This is a genomic window from Antarcticimicrobium sediminis (genome assembly GCF_004348975.1).
GTDB lineage: Bacteria > Pseudomonadota > Alphaproteobacteria > Rhodobacterales > Rhodobacteraceae > Antarcticimicrobium > Antarcticimicrobium sediminis.
Window position 1 is genome coordinate 53,828 of sequence record NZ_SMFP01000017.1, and the last position, 17,449, is coordinate 71,276.

Sequence of the window (17,449 nt, forward strand, 5' to 3'; positions counted from 1 at the left end):
AAAACCGCCTCTTGCCGCGCCGATGCGACTGTCGCATATAGGGACGAGTTTGACAGCACGGAGTCTCCCCCATGCACGCGCGGATTTACCGACCGGCCCGAAACGCCATGACCTCGGGCATGGCAAAAACCCACCTTTGGGTTCTGGAATACGCCCCGGCCTCGGCCCGCGACGTTGATCCGCTGATGGGTTGGACCTCGTCCTCCGACACTCAGGCCCAGGTGCATCTGCGGTTCGAAACCAAAGATGCCGCGCTTGAGTATGCTCAGGCACACGGGATCGATGCCCAGGTGATCGAACCGCATCAGCGCAAACAGAATGTCCGCCCGCGCGGGTATGGCGAAAACTTCGCCACCAACCGCCGTGCGCCCTGGACCCACTAGGCTTTGTGAATCGGGGCTGTAAATCGGGGCAAAGTTGTCTCGGAATCGGGCTAAAGATCCCGCGAATGCGCGTTTTGATCTGTATGTAGGGCGCCCCAGCGGTGTCCTTGCTACACTTGGTTTTACATGAAGACTTTCTGCAACTCGCGATGAGTTGAGCTGCAAACCGTGCATACTTGTCGTGGGCTCGCGACAGAAGGGAAGTAATCGAGGTTATTGCCGTCGCCGGTCGACTTTGTGAAGCAAGTGGGCAACAAGACTTAACACCCTGACTTCAGGCTCCCTAACTGTCTACCGTGGTAAGTTTCCGCACTACGCCGGGGTGGCATCTGTAACCTCATAGACATTTTCAGAAAATCCAGACTTCAAACGGTGGTCCAGCAACGCATTGAAAATATCTCGGCAAGTGACGTCACAGGGAACAATCTTTCCATTGGCATCAAAATTTACGTTAAGCTTGTAAACTTTATGCCGCGCGCGAAAATTCTGCATGAAGCTCGCATTAGCATAATGGCGTTTCTCTCTGACCGCACACGCGCGCCGCAACAAAAGTTTATTGCTACCCACAAAGGACTTGATCGGATTGATGTCAGAGAAGCAGGAATTGAACTCATCCTCTTTAAGAAGATCCTCGAAGTCCTGAAGGTGAGCTTGCTTGTAAGACAGGACGGACTCAAAGGAATCCTTTTTTGAGATGATAACTACCCCATCCAAAATGAAGAAGTCGAAATCTCTTGGGAGCTGAAATGTATCTTGAGGGGCCAACGTTAGAGTGGCTTCGGTGAAAGCGGCGGGGATAAATGAATTCGATTTCTTCGTGCTCCAAGATGAATCTAACTTCTTGCAAGCGAGGATCACACTTTCATCTTTGACAAACTTCGCGACGTAGAATTTTGAGTTAAGGATCTCCTTCACCTTGGAGATCTTATTGTCAGGAAGCTCTTCGGACGTCTGCGCTTGCACGAGATCTGCATTTGTTTCGTCTGCAGGGATGGATAACGCCATTCCATCGTTAGTTGAGCCCAGAAGACTGAAATTCTTGATTTCATCAATTTTACTACACGTTATCGAGGCTGCCTCAGAAAGCTTCTCGCCTACAGATTGGTCGATGTCGAGCCATCTTCCTTTATATTTCGGCCTCCCATCTTCTGCCTTCTGCGGCTGCTTGAAAAGCCAAAGAGTTTTGACGGCGCCTTTGAAATCAATCGCCTTGAGGTTTTCTGGGTTCATTTTATTGATCGCGCTCCTTTACAATCAAGATATTTTCTATGTCTCGGGCATTCGCCCTACCATGGATGAACTTCTTCTTTCCTTTGTGAAGTGCGGCTGTGGTGTGTATTTCTTTTGGATTCCCAATAAAATGATATTTAATTTCATGGAGGCGATACCCAAATAGTATCAGAACTGGATTCATTAAAATTTGACCAGATCTATATGTGAGAATAAACATCCAGCCTAGGAAAATAATAAATCCGATAAACTTTCGTTCGTCATAAAAATCTATCCCCATAAATGAAACCACATATGGAAGTACATAATTCATCAATTCTGTCGCCATGGGTTTAGAGGATGTGACTTTAATCGATTGGTTGAGATTTTGTCCCTCAAGAAAGAAATATGTACCGCACACACTAATAAAGCTCGCAGTCGATAGTGATAGATGGACCAAAGGCAGGGGGGCGTCGAAGATAATTTTTGTTAAAGGAAGATCCCTCAGCGAGAATCCGCAAGGGAATGTGATCTCTGGAGCAGGGAAAGTCTGTGCGAGCAGTATTAAGAAAAGTGGGAGGTAAGATCCCAGGAAAATTATGGCTGCCGGAAGAACCTTAAGCATATTTCATTCCGCCTCGATCCTGCCTTTTTGTATGCAGAACAGTCAATTTTTCACAGGTGAATCGAGAAATCATCACAACCCCTCCACTTGAATTCCGTGCTCCGCCAACCAAGTCTTTCGCCACCGCCAATCGGGCAAGTGCTGTTCGACCTTGATCCAGAATTTCGCCGAGTGATCTGGGTGATGGGCATGTGCCAGTTCATGGACAACAACGTATTGGGCTATCGTGGGGGGCAAGAGGATCGCCTTCCAGTGGAACGACACCCTTCCATCGGAGCCGAAAGATCCCCAACGAAAGCCTAGGTCCTGTGCCTTCACTTCGTTAGCGATGACCCCCATTCGGTTGGCATATTCCGACACTTGCTTTTCGAACCATTGCTGTGCCCGACGCGCATACCACGATACGAACACCTCACGCCCTCTGTGAACAGAGCTTTCTCGAAGGCAGAAGCGGCCATTCTTCAGCGACAGGTCAACAAGCTGTTTTTCTACAAGTCTTAGGCGATAGCTTTTGCCCAGGTAGAGGAAGCCTTCACCTTCAACAAACTCCTTGGTCGGTGCTCGTTTCTGAAGACGTGACTTCTCTTCGATCTTAGTGTGAACCCAAAGCAGCTTCTCTTCTACAAAATCGACCAAATGCTCAGTAGAGACGGTCGAGGGCGCAACGATCGACAATTCACCGGACCGTTCTACTGTGATCTGCATGGTTTTTCGCCGATCGCTTCGATGGACTTCGAATGAAAGGCCATCGATCTCAATCCGGTGATCGCTTAACTTTGCGGGTTTGCCGCCCGTTCTGATAGGCGAGAGGGGAAGCGATGGCATCAGGCGGCCCTCAGCTTGTCATCGTTGGCTTTCGCCTGTTGCATCAATTGATCCGCCAAAGCCTCTGCTTCGGCAACGCTGAGGCCCTGTAGCTGTTTGTCAAAGATGATCTCGAATATCTCGGAGCGAAGGTTCTCTTGGTCTGCCATTTTGAAACTGCTCCAGATTGACCTGTTCGCGAGGACTTCTTCGATGATGCGCTCAACAACCTCTTGGGTCATCTGATGCATTGCATGTAGCTGGTCCTCAGGTGTCTCGTCAGTGGCCGAACACGCTTCGAGAACAGTGCGGAGGAACGGGAGATAGACCTCGGGGATATCGGGTGTAGCCTCGTCAGAGGTCTGTGACTCGTTGCGAAGCTCATCAATAATGGCTTGAAGTTGTTCGATGATGTGATCCCATTGTTGCCCGAACCCGTCGAGAATCTGGTTCAGTCTTTCAGACATTTTCTTGAAGCGGACGGGATCGGTCTCGAGTTTCTTCCGGATGTGGGACCGGATCGCGTGCTCCATCTCGGAGGCTTTGGCCCTGCTGCCGGAGGTCTGGTTCACCTGATTTTCGAACTCCGCGTCGGTGAGTTGGACCGGAGGAATTTTCGGATCGATGCCCAAGGAAACAACGTGATCGTCTATCAGCTTGCGAACTTTGGCGCCGACGTCGGAGCCGATCACCATGACGTCCCGGTATCGGTTGCGGGCGCGCACATGGATATAGGCAAGCCGTTTGGCGTCTTTTACGAAGGGGAGACCTTCAGGGCGCGGAAGAACGATATCCAACGATTTCAGAAAGTCCTTGAGCTTGACGGTAAACTCTGCGCGGGCTTTTTCCGTCGACAACACATTGAGGCATCCTTCGTCATCCGACAGATCGTCGAGACCGGCGCGCCGGAAAATATCCACCACACGGATATGCCTGTCGCGAAGCACCGGGATCTGGTCATTCAGGCTGACCAAGGCACCGTCGATGTCTTCATCCGAATAAGCAGCCAAGGCGGCCTTCAGGTGATGGGCCACGCCAAAATAGTCGACGACGATGCCGCAGGTCTTACCGAAACCTGTCCGGTTCACGCGGGCGATGGCCTGCAACAGCTCAGCCTCACGGATAGAGCGATCTAGGTACATAACCCCCTCGATGGGGGCGTCGAATCCGGTCAACAGCATTGATTTGACGATCAGGAAGGCCAGAGGGTCAGTCTTGGTCGGATCCTTGTGGAACAGGGGCTTCTTGAATCTCTTGATCCGTGCTTCCTGGGCAGAACCTTCCGTCCATTGCTTCCAGGATGCGTCATCGTTGTTGCCGCTCGAGATGATCGCCGCAAACTCGATCTTCTCCAGGGTTTCTCGGTACCGCCAAGCTTGGACCAAGGCCTGCATCTTCGCTGGTTTGGTGCAGAGCGCTTCGTCATCCATGGCCTTGTCGTGATCCGAAAGGGCAGCCGCCTCGGCCATCAATTCGTTTCGCGCATCAAGAAAGGCCGCGTGATACCGGACCACTGCCGTGCGGCTATAGGCCACCACCTGCGCCTTGTAGCCATTTGGCAGCAGGTTGGTCACGTAGTGCCGCAGCATGTCGCGGGCCTTCTCGACGATCAGCGCCGGCGCCTCGAGGATGTTGCCCTTGGTCGCGTATTTCTTGCGGATTGCCTCAAGCTCTTCATCCGTTCGGCCGCGGAACATGTCCTCGAACAACCCGTCCAGTGTTGCGCCGTCCTTCACCGCCCCTTCGGCGGTCCGTCCTTCATAAAGCACCGGCACGGTTGCGCCATCCGCCTCGGCCTCCTTGATCGTATACTTGTCGATGAACTCGCCGAAGATCTGGGTGGTACGCTTCTTCTCCCCCATGATGATCGGCGTGCCGGTGAACCCGATCCGGGCGCAGTTGGGCAGCGCGGCCATCAGGTTCGCATGCAGATCGCCCGCCTGCGTCCGGTGTGCCTCATCGACCACGACGACAATAGACCTATCCTCGTTCAGAACCTCGAAGGCCGGTCCCTTGGTGACCTCGGCCACATCCTCATCCGTGCGGTATTTCTGGATCGTGGCAAAGACCAGCCCCGGCCCCTTGCGCCGGGCCAGCCTCTTCAGCGATCCGTTGCTGGTCGCCATCTCCACCACGTCCCCCGACAGGGTCGCCGTTTCGGACAGCTGCCGCTGCAGGTCTTTCCGGTCGGTGACCATGATCACCTTGAACTTTCGCAGGGCCAGATCCGTCCGCATCTTGCGGATCATAAACACCATGGTCAGGCTCTTGCCCGACCCTTGGGTGTGCCAGACGATGCCGCCGCGGCGGTCATACTCACCATCCTGAACCCGTGTCTTGCCGGTCCGCAACCGCTCCAGCGCGCGATTCACGGCGCGGTACTGTTGATATCGGCAGACGGTCTTGATGGTCTGGCCACCCACGTTCATGAAGAGCAGGTAGTGCCGCAGGATGTCCAGCAGATGCGCCGGGCGCAGCATCCCGGCGACAAGGCGTTCCTGTTCGGACAGCCCCTTCTTGCCGAGCGCCTTGGCGACGTCGTCCTCGGAGCCCGTCCCGTCGGGCCCGACGACCGTCTTCCATCGCCCGTAATGGTCCAGGCCCGCGCCGATGCAGCCCACGCGGGCCTGGTCGAAGCTGGTGGCGATGAGCAACTGGACCGAGGCGAAGAGAGCAGGTGTACCCTCGTTCTCCTCGACCTCCAGCGCGGGTTTGCGGGCGTTGTGATAGCGGCGGAGCTGCTTGACCGCCTCGGCCAGCGGTTCGGGGATGCCGGGGCTTTTCGCCTCAACCACCACCACGGGGATGCCGTTCACCAGAAGCACGACATCGGGGATGATGAAGCCCTTGCCCACGTCATGGCCGGGCGGGCAGTCGACGCGGAACTGGTTCGCGACGGTAAAGCTGTTGGCCGTCACATCATCCCAGTCGATGTAGCGGATGGTCTGGCCGCGCCCGCCGTCCCAGCCTGGCAGGCCCTCGACCGTCAAGCCCTTGAGCAGCAGTTCGGTGACCGCCTGGTTGGCCTCCATCAAGCCGCGCTGGCCGGGTCGGATCAGGGCGCTGACGGCCTCGGAGAGGCGCGCGTCATCGAGCCAGGGCTTGCCATCCGGGCCGGGGTTTATGGCGCGCAGGCGCTCGCGCAGCGCGGCCTCACTGATGACCTCCTTGAAACTGCTACGTCCCGTAAGGGTGGGGTCGTCCTTGGTCCCCGTCTGCGACTGCCAGCCCATGGCGACGCATTGGTCGATGAAGGGTTTTTCAACATCCGTATACTCGTGACCCATGGGCAGATCCTTCGGTTACAACAGAGGCGTGGCGGGTTTCCTACCGGTGAGCAGGTCGTCCATCAGGCCAGATTTCTGGAGGCGGAGCTTGCCGAGTTGTTGCTCTTCTTGCACCAGCTTATCGTCATTGCAGGCAATCGCCTTTTCTATCTCGGTTTGTTCACCTACCGGCGGCACCGCGATATCGAGGGCGAGCAAGACGGCGCTATTCGCGACGTCACGACCAGCCGAATTGACCAGTTGGGACATTTGCTTACGTAGCCTCACCGAATGGCGAAGCTGAACATGCAACAGTGACGGAAGCAGCTTTTTGCGTTCGACAGAAATACGCATCAAGTTGGAAGACATGATCCAACCGGTTTCGCTGTCCTCCACAACCAGGCTGCGACCCACGTCGGCAACTCGTGAGAAGACCAAGTCCCCAGGGTGAACCTCGTATTCAATCATGCTCATCGCCTTCTTTTCATCAATGAAAAGAAGCTCTTCTTCGATGAAACCATTTTCACCGAACGAGCCGATGGTAATCACTGGCCGCCCTGTTTCGCGCCAATGCTCACCTTTTAGCGAACTGCCGAACGGCCCGGTCCTGATGACAGGTCTATTAGGCTGGGCCAGTCCCGGCAGCTTCGAGGTTTCCCACTCCTTCGGCAGCCAGCCCAGCGGGGTTTGTTTGTAGAGGTGGGGGGCCTCGGGCTGTGGGGGGCGGAGGTCTCCGTTCGCATCGATGCCGCGGGTCAGTAGGTCATGCAGCAGCCCCTGCTTTATCGCCTTCAACTTGGCCACCACCGCCTCGGTCCCCCGTATCGCCACATCCAACGTGTCGAGGACCTCGGCGATCTTGGATTGCTCATTGTAAGGCGGTGTGGGAACCTCGGACACTCTCAGCGCGGAAGCCGAGAGTTCAACCTGATTGGTTGAGCCTGCGTAGCAGAACCTTTCTAGGTGCTCCTGACCCCAGGGCGATTGAAGAACTGCCGACAGCCAGACGGACGAGCATTTGCTTTCCTTCGGCCGAAGAGCCGTGACGTGACCATCAACTATAAAACTTCCACTTTCGCGGAAGACAACTGACCGGCCGATAGTTCCGGTTCCAGTGGAGTTGAGAAGCACATCGCCATCAACGGCGTGAAGTGTGCCGCCCATTGCACGTTCAGAGTGAGGTCGCGCAAAACTCGGATCGAAACCTGTTTTCGCAACGCATCTTTGCCCGATCGCCTTCACGTCGGATTGCTCAACATAACGCGGAGCGGTCCCACGTCCGACATGGACGCAAAGCTGCTCCAAGGCCCGATATTCCCAGTCTTGATAGTTGGGAATGACCAGTACTCGGGGATTGACTTCAGACATACCCCAACCCCTTCAGGAACTCGGCGAGCTTGTCGGTCGCCTCGGCCCGTGCCCCTTCGATCTCGGTCAGGGTGACGCGATACTTGTCCCACCAATTTTCAAACGCCGCCACGATCTGCCCGCGCTGCGCGGCGATGTAGCGGGTCAGGATCCGCGCCATGTCGTCATGCAGGATCTTCAGCAGAAGCTCGGCCGCCGCGTCATCCGTCAGGTCATCGACGCCCTTGTTCAACTCGGCGGTGAACTGGTCCTTCTTGGCCTTCAGGGTCTTCTTGACCTCACTCAGTTCCTTCTTCCAGGCCTTGACCTGCTTCTCATCCACCACCTCGGCGTCATCCTCTTCCTCCTCGCCCTCTTCGGGCTTGGCGGTCGCGGCCTTGATCTGCGCGTCCAGCTCGGCCTTCCGGGCCTCCAGCTCGGCGATCTGGGTCACAAAGGGGCCCATCAGGAAGGAGACCAGCTTGTGGTCTAGCGGGTTCTCCTTGTTGCGCTTGTCCTCCAGCGCGGTGACGATGGAGGTGCGCCAGGCGTCGGCCACGCCCCTGGTGCCGCGCGCCATGAGGGTGAGGAAGTCGAACCGCGATTGCATCCAGAACTGCGCAATGATCCCGCGCACGGTGAACGGGTCCAGCATGGACAGGCTTTCGAGCGTGGTCGAAAAGCTGGACAGGAGTTCATCGCGCAGCTTGATCAGCGAGGTCGTGCTGTCATCGCCCGCCAGCGCGGTGATGTCATCGGTATGGGCATCCCACCAAGCATTGAACTTGTCCCAGATCTCGGCCTCGCGCGTCATGAGGCCTGCATTGCTCTCGATGGTCGGCTTGATGTCCGCCTTGGTGGTCACATGCCCGGCGAAGTCCAGATATCGCTCATCGCGCGGGGTGAGAAGGTCCATCGGATCGAACCCGTGGGATTGGAACAGCTCGGCCTTGGCCGCGACCTCGGCCTTCGGAATTCCGCCGACGAGGTGAGCACGCACGTCATGCGGCTCGGGCGGTGGCGCGTTGTCGGCGTATCGGCGGATGTTGAGGTTCCAGTTGTTCTCTTTCAGCGTGTCGATATCGACGATGGCGGAGAAGCCGGGGATCTCGCGGTATTCCTCGAAGGTGGTCACGATCTTCTCGATATGCTCGGGCAGCAGGTGGTTTTGCGCCCGACCCTCGAAGTACTCGCGGTCGGCATTGATGAAGAGCACCTTGCCCTGACGCTCCTTCGGCTTCCCCGAGACGAGGTTTGCACCGTCATGTTTCCGCTGGCGCAGGACGATGACGCAGGCGGGGATGCCGGTGCCGTAGAAGAGCTGCGGGCCGAGACCGATGACCGCCTCGATCTGGTCGCTTTCGATGATCTTCTGGCGGATCTTGGCCTCGTCGCCGCCCCGAAAAAGGACGCCGTGGGGCATGACGGTCGCGATCATGCCGCCGTCACGGGTCACGTGCAACATGTGCTGCAGAAACATGAGGTCGGCCTTCTTCGAGCCACGCGGGACCTCGTGGAAGAAGCGCTCAGGAAATTTTGGTTCCCAAACGTAGTTGCCTTGCTTGTCCTTGTCCTTCGAGCCCCAGTTGATCGAGAACGGCGGGTTGGTCAGGATCCGGTCGAAGCGGCGCAGTTCACCGTTTTCTACATGCTGAGGCTCGCCGAGCGTGTCTTCGTTGCGCAGGTCGGCGCTGTCGATTCCATGGAGCAGCATGTTCATCTTGGCGATCGACCAGACGGTTCCAGCGGCTTCCTGCCCGAAGAGATTGGCCTTGCGTCCATCATCGCCATGTTCGTCGATGTAATCCTTGGCGGCGATCAGCATGCCGCCCGAGCCACAGCACGGATCGTAAATGTCGTGCTCCAGTGTCGGCTTCAACAGCCGAACCATCATTCGAACCACAGACCGCGGGGTATAGAATTCGCCGCCCTTCTTTCCAGCGGAATCAGCGAACTCGCCAATCAGGTATTCATAGGCCGCACCGAGAAGATCGGGGAATTCAAAGTCTTCATTCCGAAGCTGGATTTCACCAAAATGGTTGATCAGCTGACGCAGTTTCTGATCGCTGATCTTGCTTTGGCCGACCTTCCGGGTGAAATCGATGTGGTCGAGTACCCCCTCTAGGGTGATATTTTCGGATTCAACTCCTCCCAGCGCCTTGTTGAGCATATCCCCAACGTTTTCATGGGCTTCGTCGACAAGAAACTGAAAGCGAGACTGTGGAGGAACCCAGAAGGTGCCGCTTCGGCCATACCAGACCTTGTTCTCCGCCTCTTCGGCGGCTTGCGCTGGGGAGACACCATTCGCGATGCGCTTTTTTATAACTTCGAGACGGGCCTGTTCGAAAATATCCGAACACCGTTTCAGGAACAGCATCCCAAAAATGTATTCCTTGAACTCCGACGCATCCATTTTGCCACGAAGGATATCGGCTGCGCTGAAAAGATGGCGCTCGAGTTGCGCAAGGGTCAATGGCATTTGCGGTATCTTGTCCTGTTTCCCTGCAACTTGAGGTATTTTAGCGTCGAGAGCAACAGAGGTCGGACGGCCGTGCGCCTGCGGCCGCGAGGTGGCGTAAGCTTGTTCGTAGGTCAACGCTCTTGCGATTGAGGCCGAGCGTGTCTGACGTCAGCGCTTACCTTCACTGAACCTCGTGTGGTTCTATTCGCCGGGCGACATGGGCTATGACCGGTTCAGGGATGGAGACCTTCGAGGGATGCGAATGAGGATGGATACCATGGCGGCGGCGCGGGAATGCCAATGGAGCGTGGACGGCCTGCAGCTCACGGGCCTGGCGTGGGGGCCCGAAGACGGGCTGCCGGTGCTGGCACTGCATGGCTGGATGGATCATGCCGCCAGCTTCCAGGAACTGGGCCCCAGACTGACCGGCTGCCAGGTTGTCGCGCTCGACCTGAGTGGTCAGGGGCTGAGCGCCCACCGGGCGGCCCATGCGACCTATAATATCTGGGATGATCTGCCACAAATCGCTGGGCTGCTGGATCAGCTTGGGTGGGAAGACTGCGTGCTTGTCGGCCATTCCCGGGGCGCCAACGTCGCGGCGCTGTTCGCCGCCGCCCAGCCCGAGAGGGTTCGTGCGCTCGTGTCGCTGGACTCACTGGTGCCCAATCCGACCGACGATGACGTTGTCTCGACCCTGCGCGCCTTCATCGAACAGACACGAATGCAGCAGACCCGTCCGCCCAGAACATTCGCAAGCAAAGAGGGTTATATCCGTCGCCGCTGCGATCAAGGCAATTCCCGGGAAACGTCGGAGGCGCTTGCGAAGCGCGCGCTGGAGAAGGGGAAGGACGGATTTCGGATGCGCGGTGACCCACGCCTGTTCGCGAGTTCCGCAGTCAAGCTGACGCGGGCGGATGTGGAGGCCGTGTTGCGGTCGATTCGGTGTCCCGTTCTGAACATCTGGGCCAAGGACGGGATCCTGAGGTCCCGGCCCGAAACCGCAGACCTGGCCCGACTCGGCGCGGAGTTGATCCCGAGGTACGAAACCATCGAGCTTGCCGGCGACCATCACTTCCACCTCGACGCGCCCGTCGCGCAGCAGATGGCCCGCGCTATTTTGGACTTTCTCGATCAACATTCCGGGCTGTAATCATGTCATTTCCAGGCGGAGTTGGCTTCAGCCCCCGACACATTTCCGCGGTGCGTCAAGTGCAGTATCCACTCCTCTTGGCTGCCTGCTACGGGGGGGATCCGATTGTTCTAGGCACCACCTTCGGCGCTTTCAGCGTACATTCATCACATCCCGTCAGGTCCCCCCCCCGGCAGCGGCATATGCCGTGAAAACGCAGAATGCAGATCCCGTAGGTCACCTGTTTCAGAAAATTCGGCAGCGAGTTATTACACAGCTACGCCGTGACTGCTTTTGAGTTGGCGAGGGCCGCAGTAGGCCGTATCCCTCCATGTTATGAGCACTAAATTACCGTCATTATCGTCCATCGAAAAAGAGCATCTTCACTGGATGCAACTGTACTTGCGGCTGCCAGATGCTGGCGTTGGCCCAATGTTTAGCTCGGATGAGGCTTGCCGAGAGCGACTCGTTGACGTGCAGTGGCCCGACGGGGTTTGGTGCCTGAAATGTCGTAGTAAAACTGTCGGTTACATGATGTCGCGGCGAACGTTTTACTGCGAAATCTGCAAGCATCAGTTCACAGCGACATCCGACACCGTATTGCGTCATAGCCGCGTTTCGATCCGAAAATGGTTCCTAGCAGCAGAGCTGCTGATCCAACACAACGCCAAAAATCCAGAATTAAATTATCCGACTGGTCATGATCTGAAGGATGTCCTTGGGATTTCGTACGCTGCCGCGCACGCGTTGAAGAAAAAGGTGCTGGATGATCTGTCATTCCCGGAGGTTGGTCTTGTCGGCGATTGCGTTCTGACCAAACAGCCAGAGCCCTTACCGATGTATATCCCAAAAGTTGGAAGGAGACACTTCCAGTGGGTACGGGATCGTTTCGAGAAATCTCTGGGTTGGGAACCGTATGACGATGAAACTCTGGTTTTGATGGGCGATGAACTGTTCAAGATGCGTTAGACGATACGACGCAAACTGGAGCCTAGATTTTTATCGGCCAGGTCTAGATGTGGTGACCTTGCAAAGCCCAGTTGATCGAGGTGGCTGAATGACCATCCAAAGGCGACTCTACAAGCATAGCGTCACTGGTGACCTATGATACTCGCGTGGCCGAAATGTAAGGGAGTGGTTTGCATCCCGCAACCAGTTCGACATAATGTTCACGAGCGCCTCGACGCTTAAGTATCTGAAACCGCTTGGACCGGCGCAGATACGCAAAATTTGTGACACTCCTCCAGCCAACGTGAAGCTGTGGGGATCTGACCAGATAGGCAGTTGAGTTATCGAGACAGCGTGTCCACAGGTTCCTTCCTCGCCCGGGTTTCACGGATGTGAAGCCTCTGCTAACTTCTTCCTCACTGGTCCACGAGACGAAAGAGGGCAGAGCAACAGGAAAGGAACGGTGCTCTGCGAAAAAATGGCGATCAGCTCAAATTTTCGCAACATACGGAAATAAAAGGAAAATATTGACATATTGGCGTGATCGTGAGATTTCGCCGGCCCTGAAATAATGCGCCGAACTTCTCGGCTTCAAACTTGGAAAGAGCCCCACACACCCAACCATCCGCCCAAAAGAAAAACGCGCACCCGACGGGCGCGCGCTCATAGGTGGGGCAGGTCTGCCCGTAGTCATGTGCCACGATAGAGGCCGCAAAGCGCCCCGGCAACATCAGACCTTGCCCCGACCCAAAAGAGATCCCCCGCCTGGAAGCATCCGGCGCGGACCAACGGAGTAGTGCCTAGGTCGCAGCGAAAAAGAACACCTACTGAACGCCATCAACCTGAAACACTCGATCTGACCTCGGCTCCATTGATGCCGGGAACGGAGAAGGCATGCCAATGCGCCAGAAAAGAGGGCCGTTCCGCAGGCGAATCAAGAGCTCATCGCGACGGGGGATCCCCCGCCCGCAAAATGAAACAATCAAGGGGCGTAGCCCCGAAAACTGGACGCAACATCACATGAAGGAAACGAGAAAACACCATCGGAAGACACCGGCGAAGAGCCGTGCGGTGCGCACGATTCCGAAAGCCTCGAAGGGGCATTTTGTTGGGGAGCTGGTTTACAACAACAGCAATGGTCAGCCCCAGCGGCTCGGGTTCGCGAGCTTGACCGAATTTCGTGCTGGGATTTGCCTGATCTATCGCGACGACTTTGCTGATATCGAAGAACAGCTCGCGGCATTGCCCTTCAATCACCCCAACGGTTCGCCCAGTGTCCACTACTTTGACTTTCGGTTCACCACGAAAGGTGGGCAGAGGATCTGTATTTCCGTCAAGCCGGAACGCATCGCCAAGACTTACTTGTACAGTGCAACGATCGGTGCGGTGAAGACGGCTGCCGTGGGCAACATCTGCGACGCGGTGGCGACAGTCACTGAGCGAAACATCAATCCTATCCAGCTGCACAATGCGCAGCTGTTTCATGCTGCTCGGAATCCTGAACCGGCCTTGGATGTCGAGATCATTGAAGCTCTGAAAATGCTTGATGGCCCCGTCTCGATTGATCATTTTTTGGCAGATATCGGCATTTTTGGACGTGGGTTCTTCAGTGTTTCGCGGGCGATCCGCTTCGGACATGCGCGGCTGTTCATGCCCGAAAAGATCAGGGGAAAGACACTGATCGAAAGCGCGGTGGCCGCATAATGGCGGCTCCGTTCAAGAAGCAGGTCAAAGTCCTTCTCGAGAAGGACTGCGTCTTTTCGATCGGAATCCGGCTGGGGCGTGTTTTGGAGTTGCGCCCCGAAGGATATCTGGTGTTCTGGGACGCGTGGACCGCCGCCGATACGGGGGAGTGCCATGAGAGCTCCGCAGGGGTAATTTCCTATGACGCCATTGTCACGGAAAACGATTACGGTACGCTGAAGATCGTCAGGCGGCCGATGGCCAAGCCCGTGGACCCTCAGCAGGTTCGTCGCAGCGAACGTCTTCCGATCGAGATCGTGCGCCAACGGTTCCGGAAGCAGTATGTTCTGGCAATCCAGAATTTGTTGGACAAGCGGGAACTCAAGCTCACAAGGGACGACTTCTGTAAGAACATCGTCGCGATCGTCGCCGCTGGGATGCAGCGCTACCGCGAGTATCTTGCGGCGCAAGCTATTCGCTACGAAAAGCGCGGTGGGGCTAAGGTCCGGAAATCGAAGACGGAAATCGAGCGGATTGTCGATTTCCATCAAGGATTCAAATCCGGCCATACCATGTGGAAATGGTATGGGCAGTGGCTGGCCAAAGGTGACGATGGCCTGTTCGACAACTACCGACACTGCGGGAAATACAAGCGTTACGACGACGCCACCGATGCATTCATCGTACGCGTTCTGAGCAAACTTTGGGATATGGAACGCGTTAGCGTCAAGTCTCTCGTTGAAAGCGTGCAGGCGGCACGGGAGGCCGAGAACGAGCGTCGCGAACGTCTACCTGTGCCGGCTGAAAAGCTGAAAATGATCGGATACGACTATATCCTTCGGTTGATTAAAGAGAACGCCCCCCTCGATCACAAAATCCGGAAGGATGGGTGGGACAAGGCCTATAAGGACATGCACACCCTCGGCGTGGGCATCGAGACTTCGCGCGCTTTGGAACGTGTCGAGATCGACGAATACACGGTCGACCTGTTCGTGCTGATGGAGAGCACAGGACTTTTCGATCACCTGCCGGCGTCCATCAAACAGATCCTGGAACTGGATGGAAAAGCCCGCCGTGTAACGCTTTCGGCGGCCATCGACGTCCATACGCGATGCTTGTTGGCCCTTCAGATCGTGCCAAAGGCCCTCGAAAGTCCTCTCCGGTATACGCTGGAGATGATCTATACCGACAAGTCCCCGATCGCGGATGCGGCAGGTGCAAAGTTCGGCTGGCCGATGGTGGGGGCTCCCGAGGCCATCGTGTTCGACCGGGGCTCCGCGTATGTTACAGATGACGCTTACGACATCCTTGCACATCTGGGGATCACCAACCTTGGGGCGCCGGCCGGGAAACCCTGGCTGAAACCGTTCATCGAACGGGTCTTCCGGACCATCCATAGCGACTTGCTCCTGCGGTTCTCGGGCCGCGCGTTCAGCAATGTGGTTGAGCGGGGAGAGAATGACTCCGCGAAACGGGCCTCACTGACCCTCGAGGCATTCCTCGGATGGCTCGTTCGTTGGACCGTTGACGCATATCACACCCATCGCCACTCTGCTCTGGGCATGTCACCAGCTCAGGCATGGGCCAAAGCGACGAAGGAATGTCATCCGCGCTCTTTGACCAGCGATGAGATGCGCGAAGTCTTTGGTGTGCGGACGCGTCGAAAACTCGGCCGTAGCGGTTTGCGCGTGGCCCATATCGACTATCAAGTCGACGAGGTGATGGAGACATTCATTAACTCGACCGCGAAGGATTTCGAGATACTGCGCTGGGATGGAGACATCGGGACCATCAGCGTGCGGTGTGACGATGGTCCATGGAAGACGGTATCTGCAAGTGACGAGATGTGGATCGGCAAGACCGATACCGATCTTCGGGCGTGGCTCCAGGAGCGCGCTCAGGAAGACGAGGGCGAGCGCATTGCGCGCCGCGACTTCATCAATGCGCTCAACGATGAATCCTATCGTCTTAAACGTCTTATGGGGCTGATCTCGCTCCCCAAGACGCCCGCCGATCTCACGAGGGACGTCGAGCGTTTTATGCGTCACGCAGACACTGCTGAACGCCGTCATGCTGCCGGCGAGTACCGGAAACTCTTGGCGGATCTGGATGGTGATCAGGACTTCTACGGCGATCAGGATCCATCTGAAATTGGCGTTGCGCACGATGGATTCGGAGAGAACGTGGACGATTTTGACGAAGTTTCAATGGAGTGAACATGAACGAAACGACGACCATTTCCCCTGCTACCATCACCGAGAAACTCGCTTGGCTGGAACTCCGGTATTGGAAGTTCGGCCAGGACGACACCCTGGCCGACCATTTGTACGACCTCTATGAGTTCGACAACGAAGGGTTTATGACCCCACAGCCGCGGCGCGATCCGCTCACCGGCGAAACCAAGGGCCTCATGGTCCTTGGCGGGTCCGGCAATGGTAAGACCGCGCTGCTTAAGCGCACCCTGCGGGCGGATCCGGTCCTGAGAGAATTCAAGATCGACGAGGGAGGGAACACGCTGTTCATCACAGTGCCGCCGGAAGCCACGATCAAAAAACTGGCCGAGATCATTCTCCAGATGACGGGCTACGCCAAGGTCGACTCTAAACTTCGTGCAGCCGACGCATGGGAAATTGCAAGGCACCGTTTCGGTCTGGTCGGGATCACGACGGTCGTAATTGATGAATGCCACCATATCCTTCGGCCCGGCCCGGGCCGAGATGTTCTGGCGGCAATCCAGTCTCTGAAACACATCATGCAGTCCGAGCATGGCGTGGCTCTGGTCATTGCAGGCGTGCCTACCCTCAGGGATGCAATCCTGTCGGAGCCTTCTGGTGAAACCTATCGCCGGTTCAGCGAGCTCCGTCTTTCCCGGATCCGCCCCGGCAGCATCGCGGCGCGTCGGTTCGGCCAGAATTTCATGAAATCGGCGCAGATGCTCGGGGTGCAGGTCCGTGCGGAGGATGCTTTGGCGGACCGCATCCTCTTTGCGGAACACGGGCAGGTCGGAAAGAGCGTTGCGCTCGCCAAGGAAATCTTGCGGAACGCGGTGACCCGGCAGCGCGAAGCACTCTCCCTCGAGTATGCGGAGCGTGTGTTTCGGAAATCCAAGCCTGATCTCGAGATGACTCCGTTTCATGCTGCGGCCTGGGATGCAGTCAAGTCAGAGCTGGAAGCCATCGGGTGGGGTCAGTAATGACCTTGTGGCCCCACCTTCCCGTTGATCCCGAGGAAACGCTGCTGTCCTACGCCGACCGGCTTTCGATGATGCATACGGGCCGCGGCATGGAGCGTCTCGTCAGGGATATTGGCATTAACACCGAGCACTTCATCTCTGGGCGGGAAGACGCCGTCGCGGTTTTTGCCGAGGCGACGGGTCTCTCGGTCGAGGATCTGCAGATGGCCTCTATCCGGGTCTTCCAGCGCGGTGCATCCTTCCGTGGCGAAGACATTTCGAAGACCTTCCTCACCCCGCGTGTGAATCGGCATGCGAAATTGACCCACTTGGGTGGGTTATGAGCGAGTAAAATTGACCCACCTGCCACGTTAGAATCCGCGCTGGATAGCGCGGAGGAATGAGCAGGTGATATTGATGGA

13 protein-coding genes are annotated in these 17,449 nt (G+C 56.6%); 7 read left to right on the forward strand and 6 right to left on the reverse strand.

What is annotated here, in order from left to right; genetic code table 11:
- Positions 1-71: 71 nt before the first annotated feature.
- Positions 72-383, forward strand: coding sequence for an ETC complex I subunit (locus E1B25_RS18990; protein ID WP_132831162.1), 312 nt, complete (start codon positions 72-74; stop codon positions 381-383).
- A 312-nt stretch (positions 384-695) separates the two neighbouring features.
- On the opposite strand, the gene E1B25_RS18995 is transcribed toward E1B25_RS18990, so the two are convergent.
- The 6 genes from E1B25_RS18995 to E1B25_RS19020 form a co-directional block, all read right to left on the reverse strand.
- Positions 696-1,613 carry a Kiwa anti-phage protein KwaB-like domain-containing protein gene (locus E1B25_RS18995; RefSeq protein WP_132831163.1) on the reverse strand — a complete coding sequence of 306 codons (918 nt, stop codon included), beginning with the start codon at positions 1,611-1,613 and terminating at the stop codon, positions 696-698.
- Position 1,614: 1 nt separating this feature from the next.
- Positions 1,615-2,217, reverse strand: coding sequence for a hypothetical protein (locus E1B25_RS19000; RefSeq protein ID WP_132831164.1), 603 nt, complete (start codon positions 2,215-2,217; stop codon positions 1,615-1,617).
- A 72-nt stretch (positions 2,218-2,289) separates the two neighbouring features.
- Positions 2,290-3,042 carry a M48 family metallopeptidase gene (locus tag E1B25_RS19005; RefSeq protein WP_132831165.1) on the reverse strand — a complete coding sequence of 251 codons (753 nt, stop codon included), beginning with the start codon at positions 3,040-3,042 and terminating at the stop codon, positions 2,290-2,292.
- The gene (locus E1B25_RS19010) at positions 3,042-6,308 is read right to left on the reverse strand and encodes a type I restriction endonuclease subunit R (RefSeq protein WP_132831166.1); all 3,267 of its coding nucleotides are present in this window, start codon (positions 6,306-6,308) and stop codon (positions 3,042-3,044) included. The genes E1B25_RS19005 and E1B25_RS19010 overlap by 1 nt, the downstream gene beginning before the upstream one ends.
- Before the next feature lie 15 nt (positions 6,309-6,323).
- Positions 6,324-7,655, reverse strand: coding sequence for a restriction endonuclease subunit S (locus E1B25_RS19015; protein ID WP_132831167.1), 1,332 nt, complete (start codon positions 7,653-7,655; stop codon positions 6,324-6,326).
- Positions 7,648-10,230: a type I restriction-modification system subunit M gene (locus tag E1B25_RS19020; RefSeq protein WP_245510776.1), complete on the reverse strand. Its 2,583-nt coding sequence runs from the start codon at positions 10,228-10,230 to the stop codon at positions 7,648-7,650. The genes E1B25_RS19015 and E1B25_RS19020 overlap by 8 nt, the downstream gene beginning before the upstream one ends.
- Before the next feature lie 133 nt (positions 10,231-10,363).
- On the opposite strand from E1B25_RS19020, the gene E1B25_RS19025 reads away from it, so the two are divergent.
- The 6 genes from E1B25_RS19025 to E1B25_RS19050 all read left to right on the forward strand — a co-directional run bounded on the left by E1B25_RS19025 (position 10,364) and on the right by E1B25_RS19050 (position 17,371).
- Entirely contained in the window at positions 10,364-11,245 is an 882-nt protein-coding gene (locus tag E1B25_RS19025; protein ID WP_245510777.1) for an alpha/beta fold hydrolase, read from the forward strand.
- A 315-nt stretch (positions 11,246-11,560) separates the two neighbouring features.
- Entirely contained in the window at positions 11,561-12,193 is a 633-nt protein-coding gene (locus E1B25_RS19030; RefSeq protein ID WP_132831169.1) for a transposase, read from the forward strand.
- A gap of 999 nt (positions 12,194-13,192) precedes the next feature.
- On the forward strand, positions 13,193-13,876 hold the full coding sequence (locus E1B25_RS19035) for a PDDEXK family nuclease (protein WP_132831170.1): 684 nt from the start codon (positions 13,193-13,195) through the stop codon (positions 13,874-13,876).
- A complete protein-coding gene (locus tag E1B25_RS19040) occupies positions 13,876-16,071 on the forward strand; it encodes a DDE-type integrase/transposase/recombinase (protein WP_132831171.1) in 2,196 nt (731 codons plus the stop codon). The genes E1B25_RS19035 and E1B25_RS19040 overlap by 1 nt, the downstream gene beginning before the upstream one ends.
- A gap of 2 nt (positions 16,072-16,073) precedes the next feature.
- Positions 16,074-17,048 carry a TniB family NTP-binding protein gene (locus E1B25_RS19045; protein ID WP_132831172.1) on the forward strand — a complete coding sequence of 325 codons (975 nt, stop codon included), beginning with the start codon at positions 16,074-16,076 and terminating at the stop codon, positions 17,046-17,048.
- The gene (locus E1B25_RS19050; protein WP_132831173.1) at positions 17,048-17,371 is read left to right on the forward strand and encodes a TniQ family protein; all 324 of its coding nucleotides are present in this window, start codon (positions 17,048-17,050) and stop codon (positions 17,369-17,371) included. Before E1B25_RS19045 ends, E1B25_RS19050 begins: the two co-directional genes overlap by 1 nt.
- Positions 17,372-17,449 lie beyond the last annotated feature (78 nt).

Bases quoted from the DNA above. Each gene is read 5' to 3' on its own strand.
- E1B25_RS18990 (WP_132831162.1), top strand. From the start codon at position 72: ATGCACGCGCGGATTTACCGACCGGCCCGAAACGCCATGACCTCGGGC.
- E1B25_RS18995 (WP_132831163.1), bottom strand. From the start codon at position 1,613: ATGAACCCAGAAAACCTCAAGGCGATTGATTTCAAAGGCGCCGTCAAA.
- E1B25_RS19000 (WP_132831164.1), bottom strand. From the start codon at position 2,217: ATGCTTAAGGTTCTTCCGGCAGCCATAATTTTCCTGGGATCTTACCTC.
- E1B25_RS19005 (WP_132831165.1), bottom strand. From the start codon at position 3,042: ATGCCATCGCTTCCCCTCTCGCCTATCAGAACGGGCGGCAAACCCGCA.
- E1B25_RS19010 (WP_132831166.1), bottom strand. From the start codon at position 6,308: ATGGGTCACGAGTATACGGATGTTGAAAAACCCTTCATCGACCAATGC.
- E1B25_RS19015 (WP_132831167.1), bottom strand. From the start codon at position 7,655: ATGTCTGAAGTCAATCCCCGAGTACTGGTCATTCCCAACTATCAAGAC.
- E1B25_RS19025 (WP_245510777.1), top strand. From the start codon at position 10,364: ATGGATACCATGGCGGCGGCGCGGGAATGCCAATGGAGCGTGGACGGC.
- E1B25_RS19030 (WP_132831169.1), top strand. From the start codon at position 11,561: ATGAGCACTAAATTACCGTCATTATCGTCCATCGAAAAAGAGCATCTT.
- E1B25_RS19035 (WP_132831170.1), top strand. From the start codon at position 13,193: ATGAAGGAAACGAGAAAACACCATCGGAAGACACCGGCGAAGAGCCGT.
- E1B25_RS19040 (WP_132831171.1), top strand. From the start codon at position 13,876: ATGGCGGCTCCGTTCAAGAAGCAGGTCAAAGTCCTTCTCGAGAAGGAC.
- E1B25_RS19045 (WP_132831172.1), top strand. From the start codon at position 16,074: ATGAACGAAACGACGACCATTTCCCCTGCTACCATCACCGAGAAACTC.
- E1B25_RS19050 (WP_132831173.1), top strand. From the start codon at position 17,048: ATGACCTTGTGGCCCCACCTTCCCGTTGATCCCGAGGAAACGCTGCTG.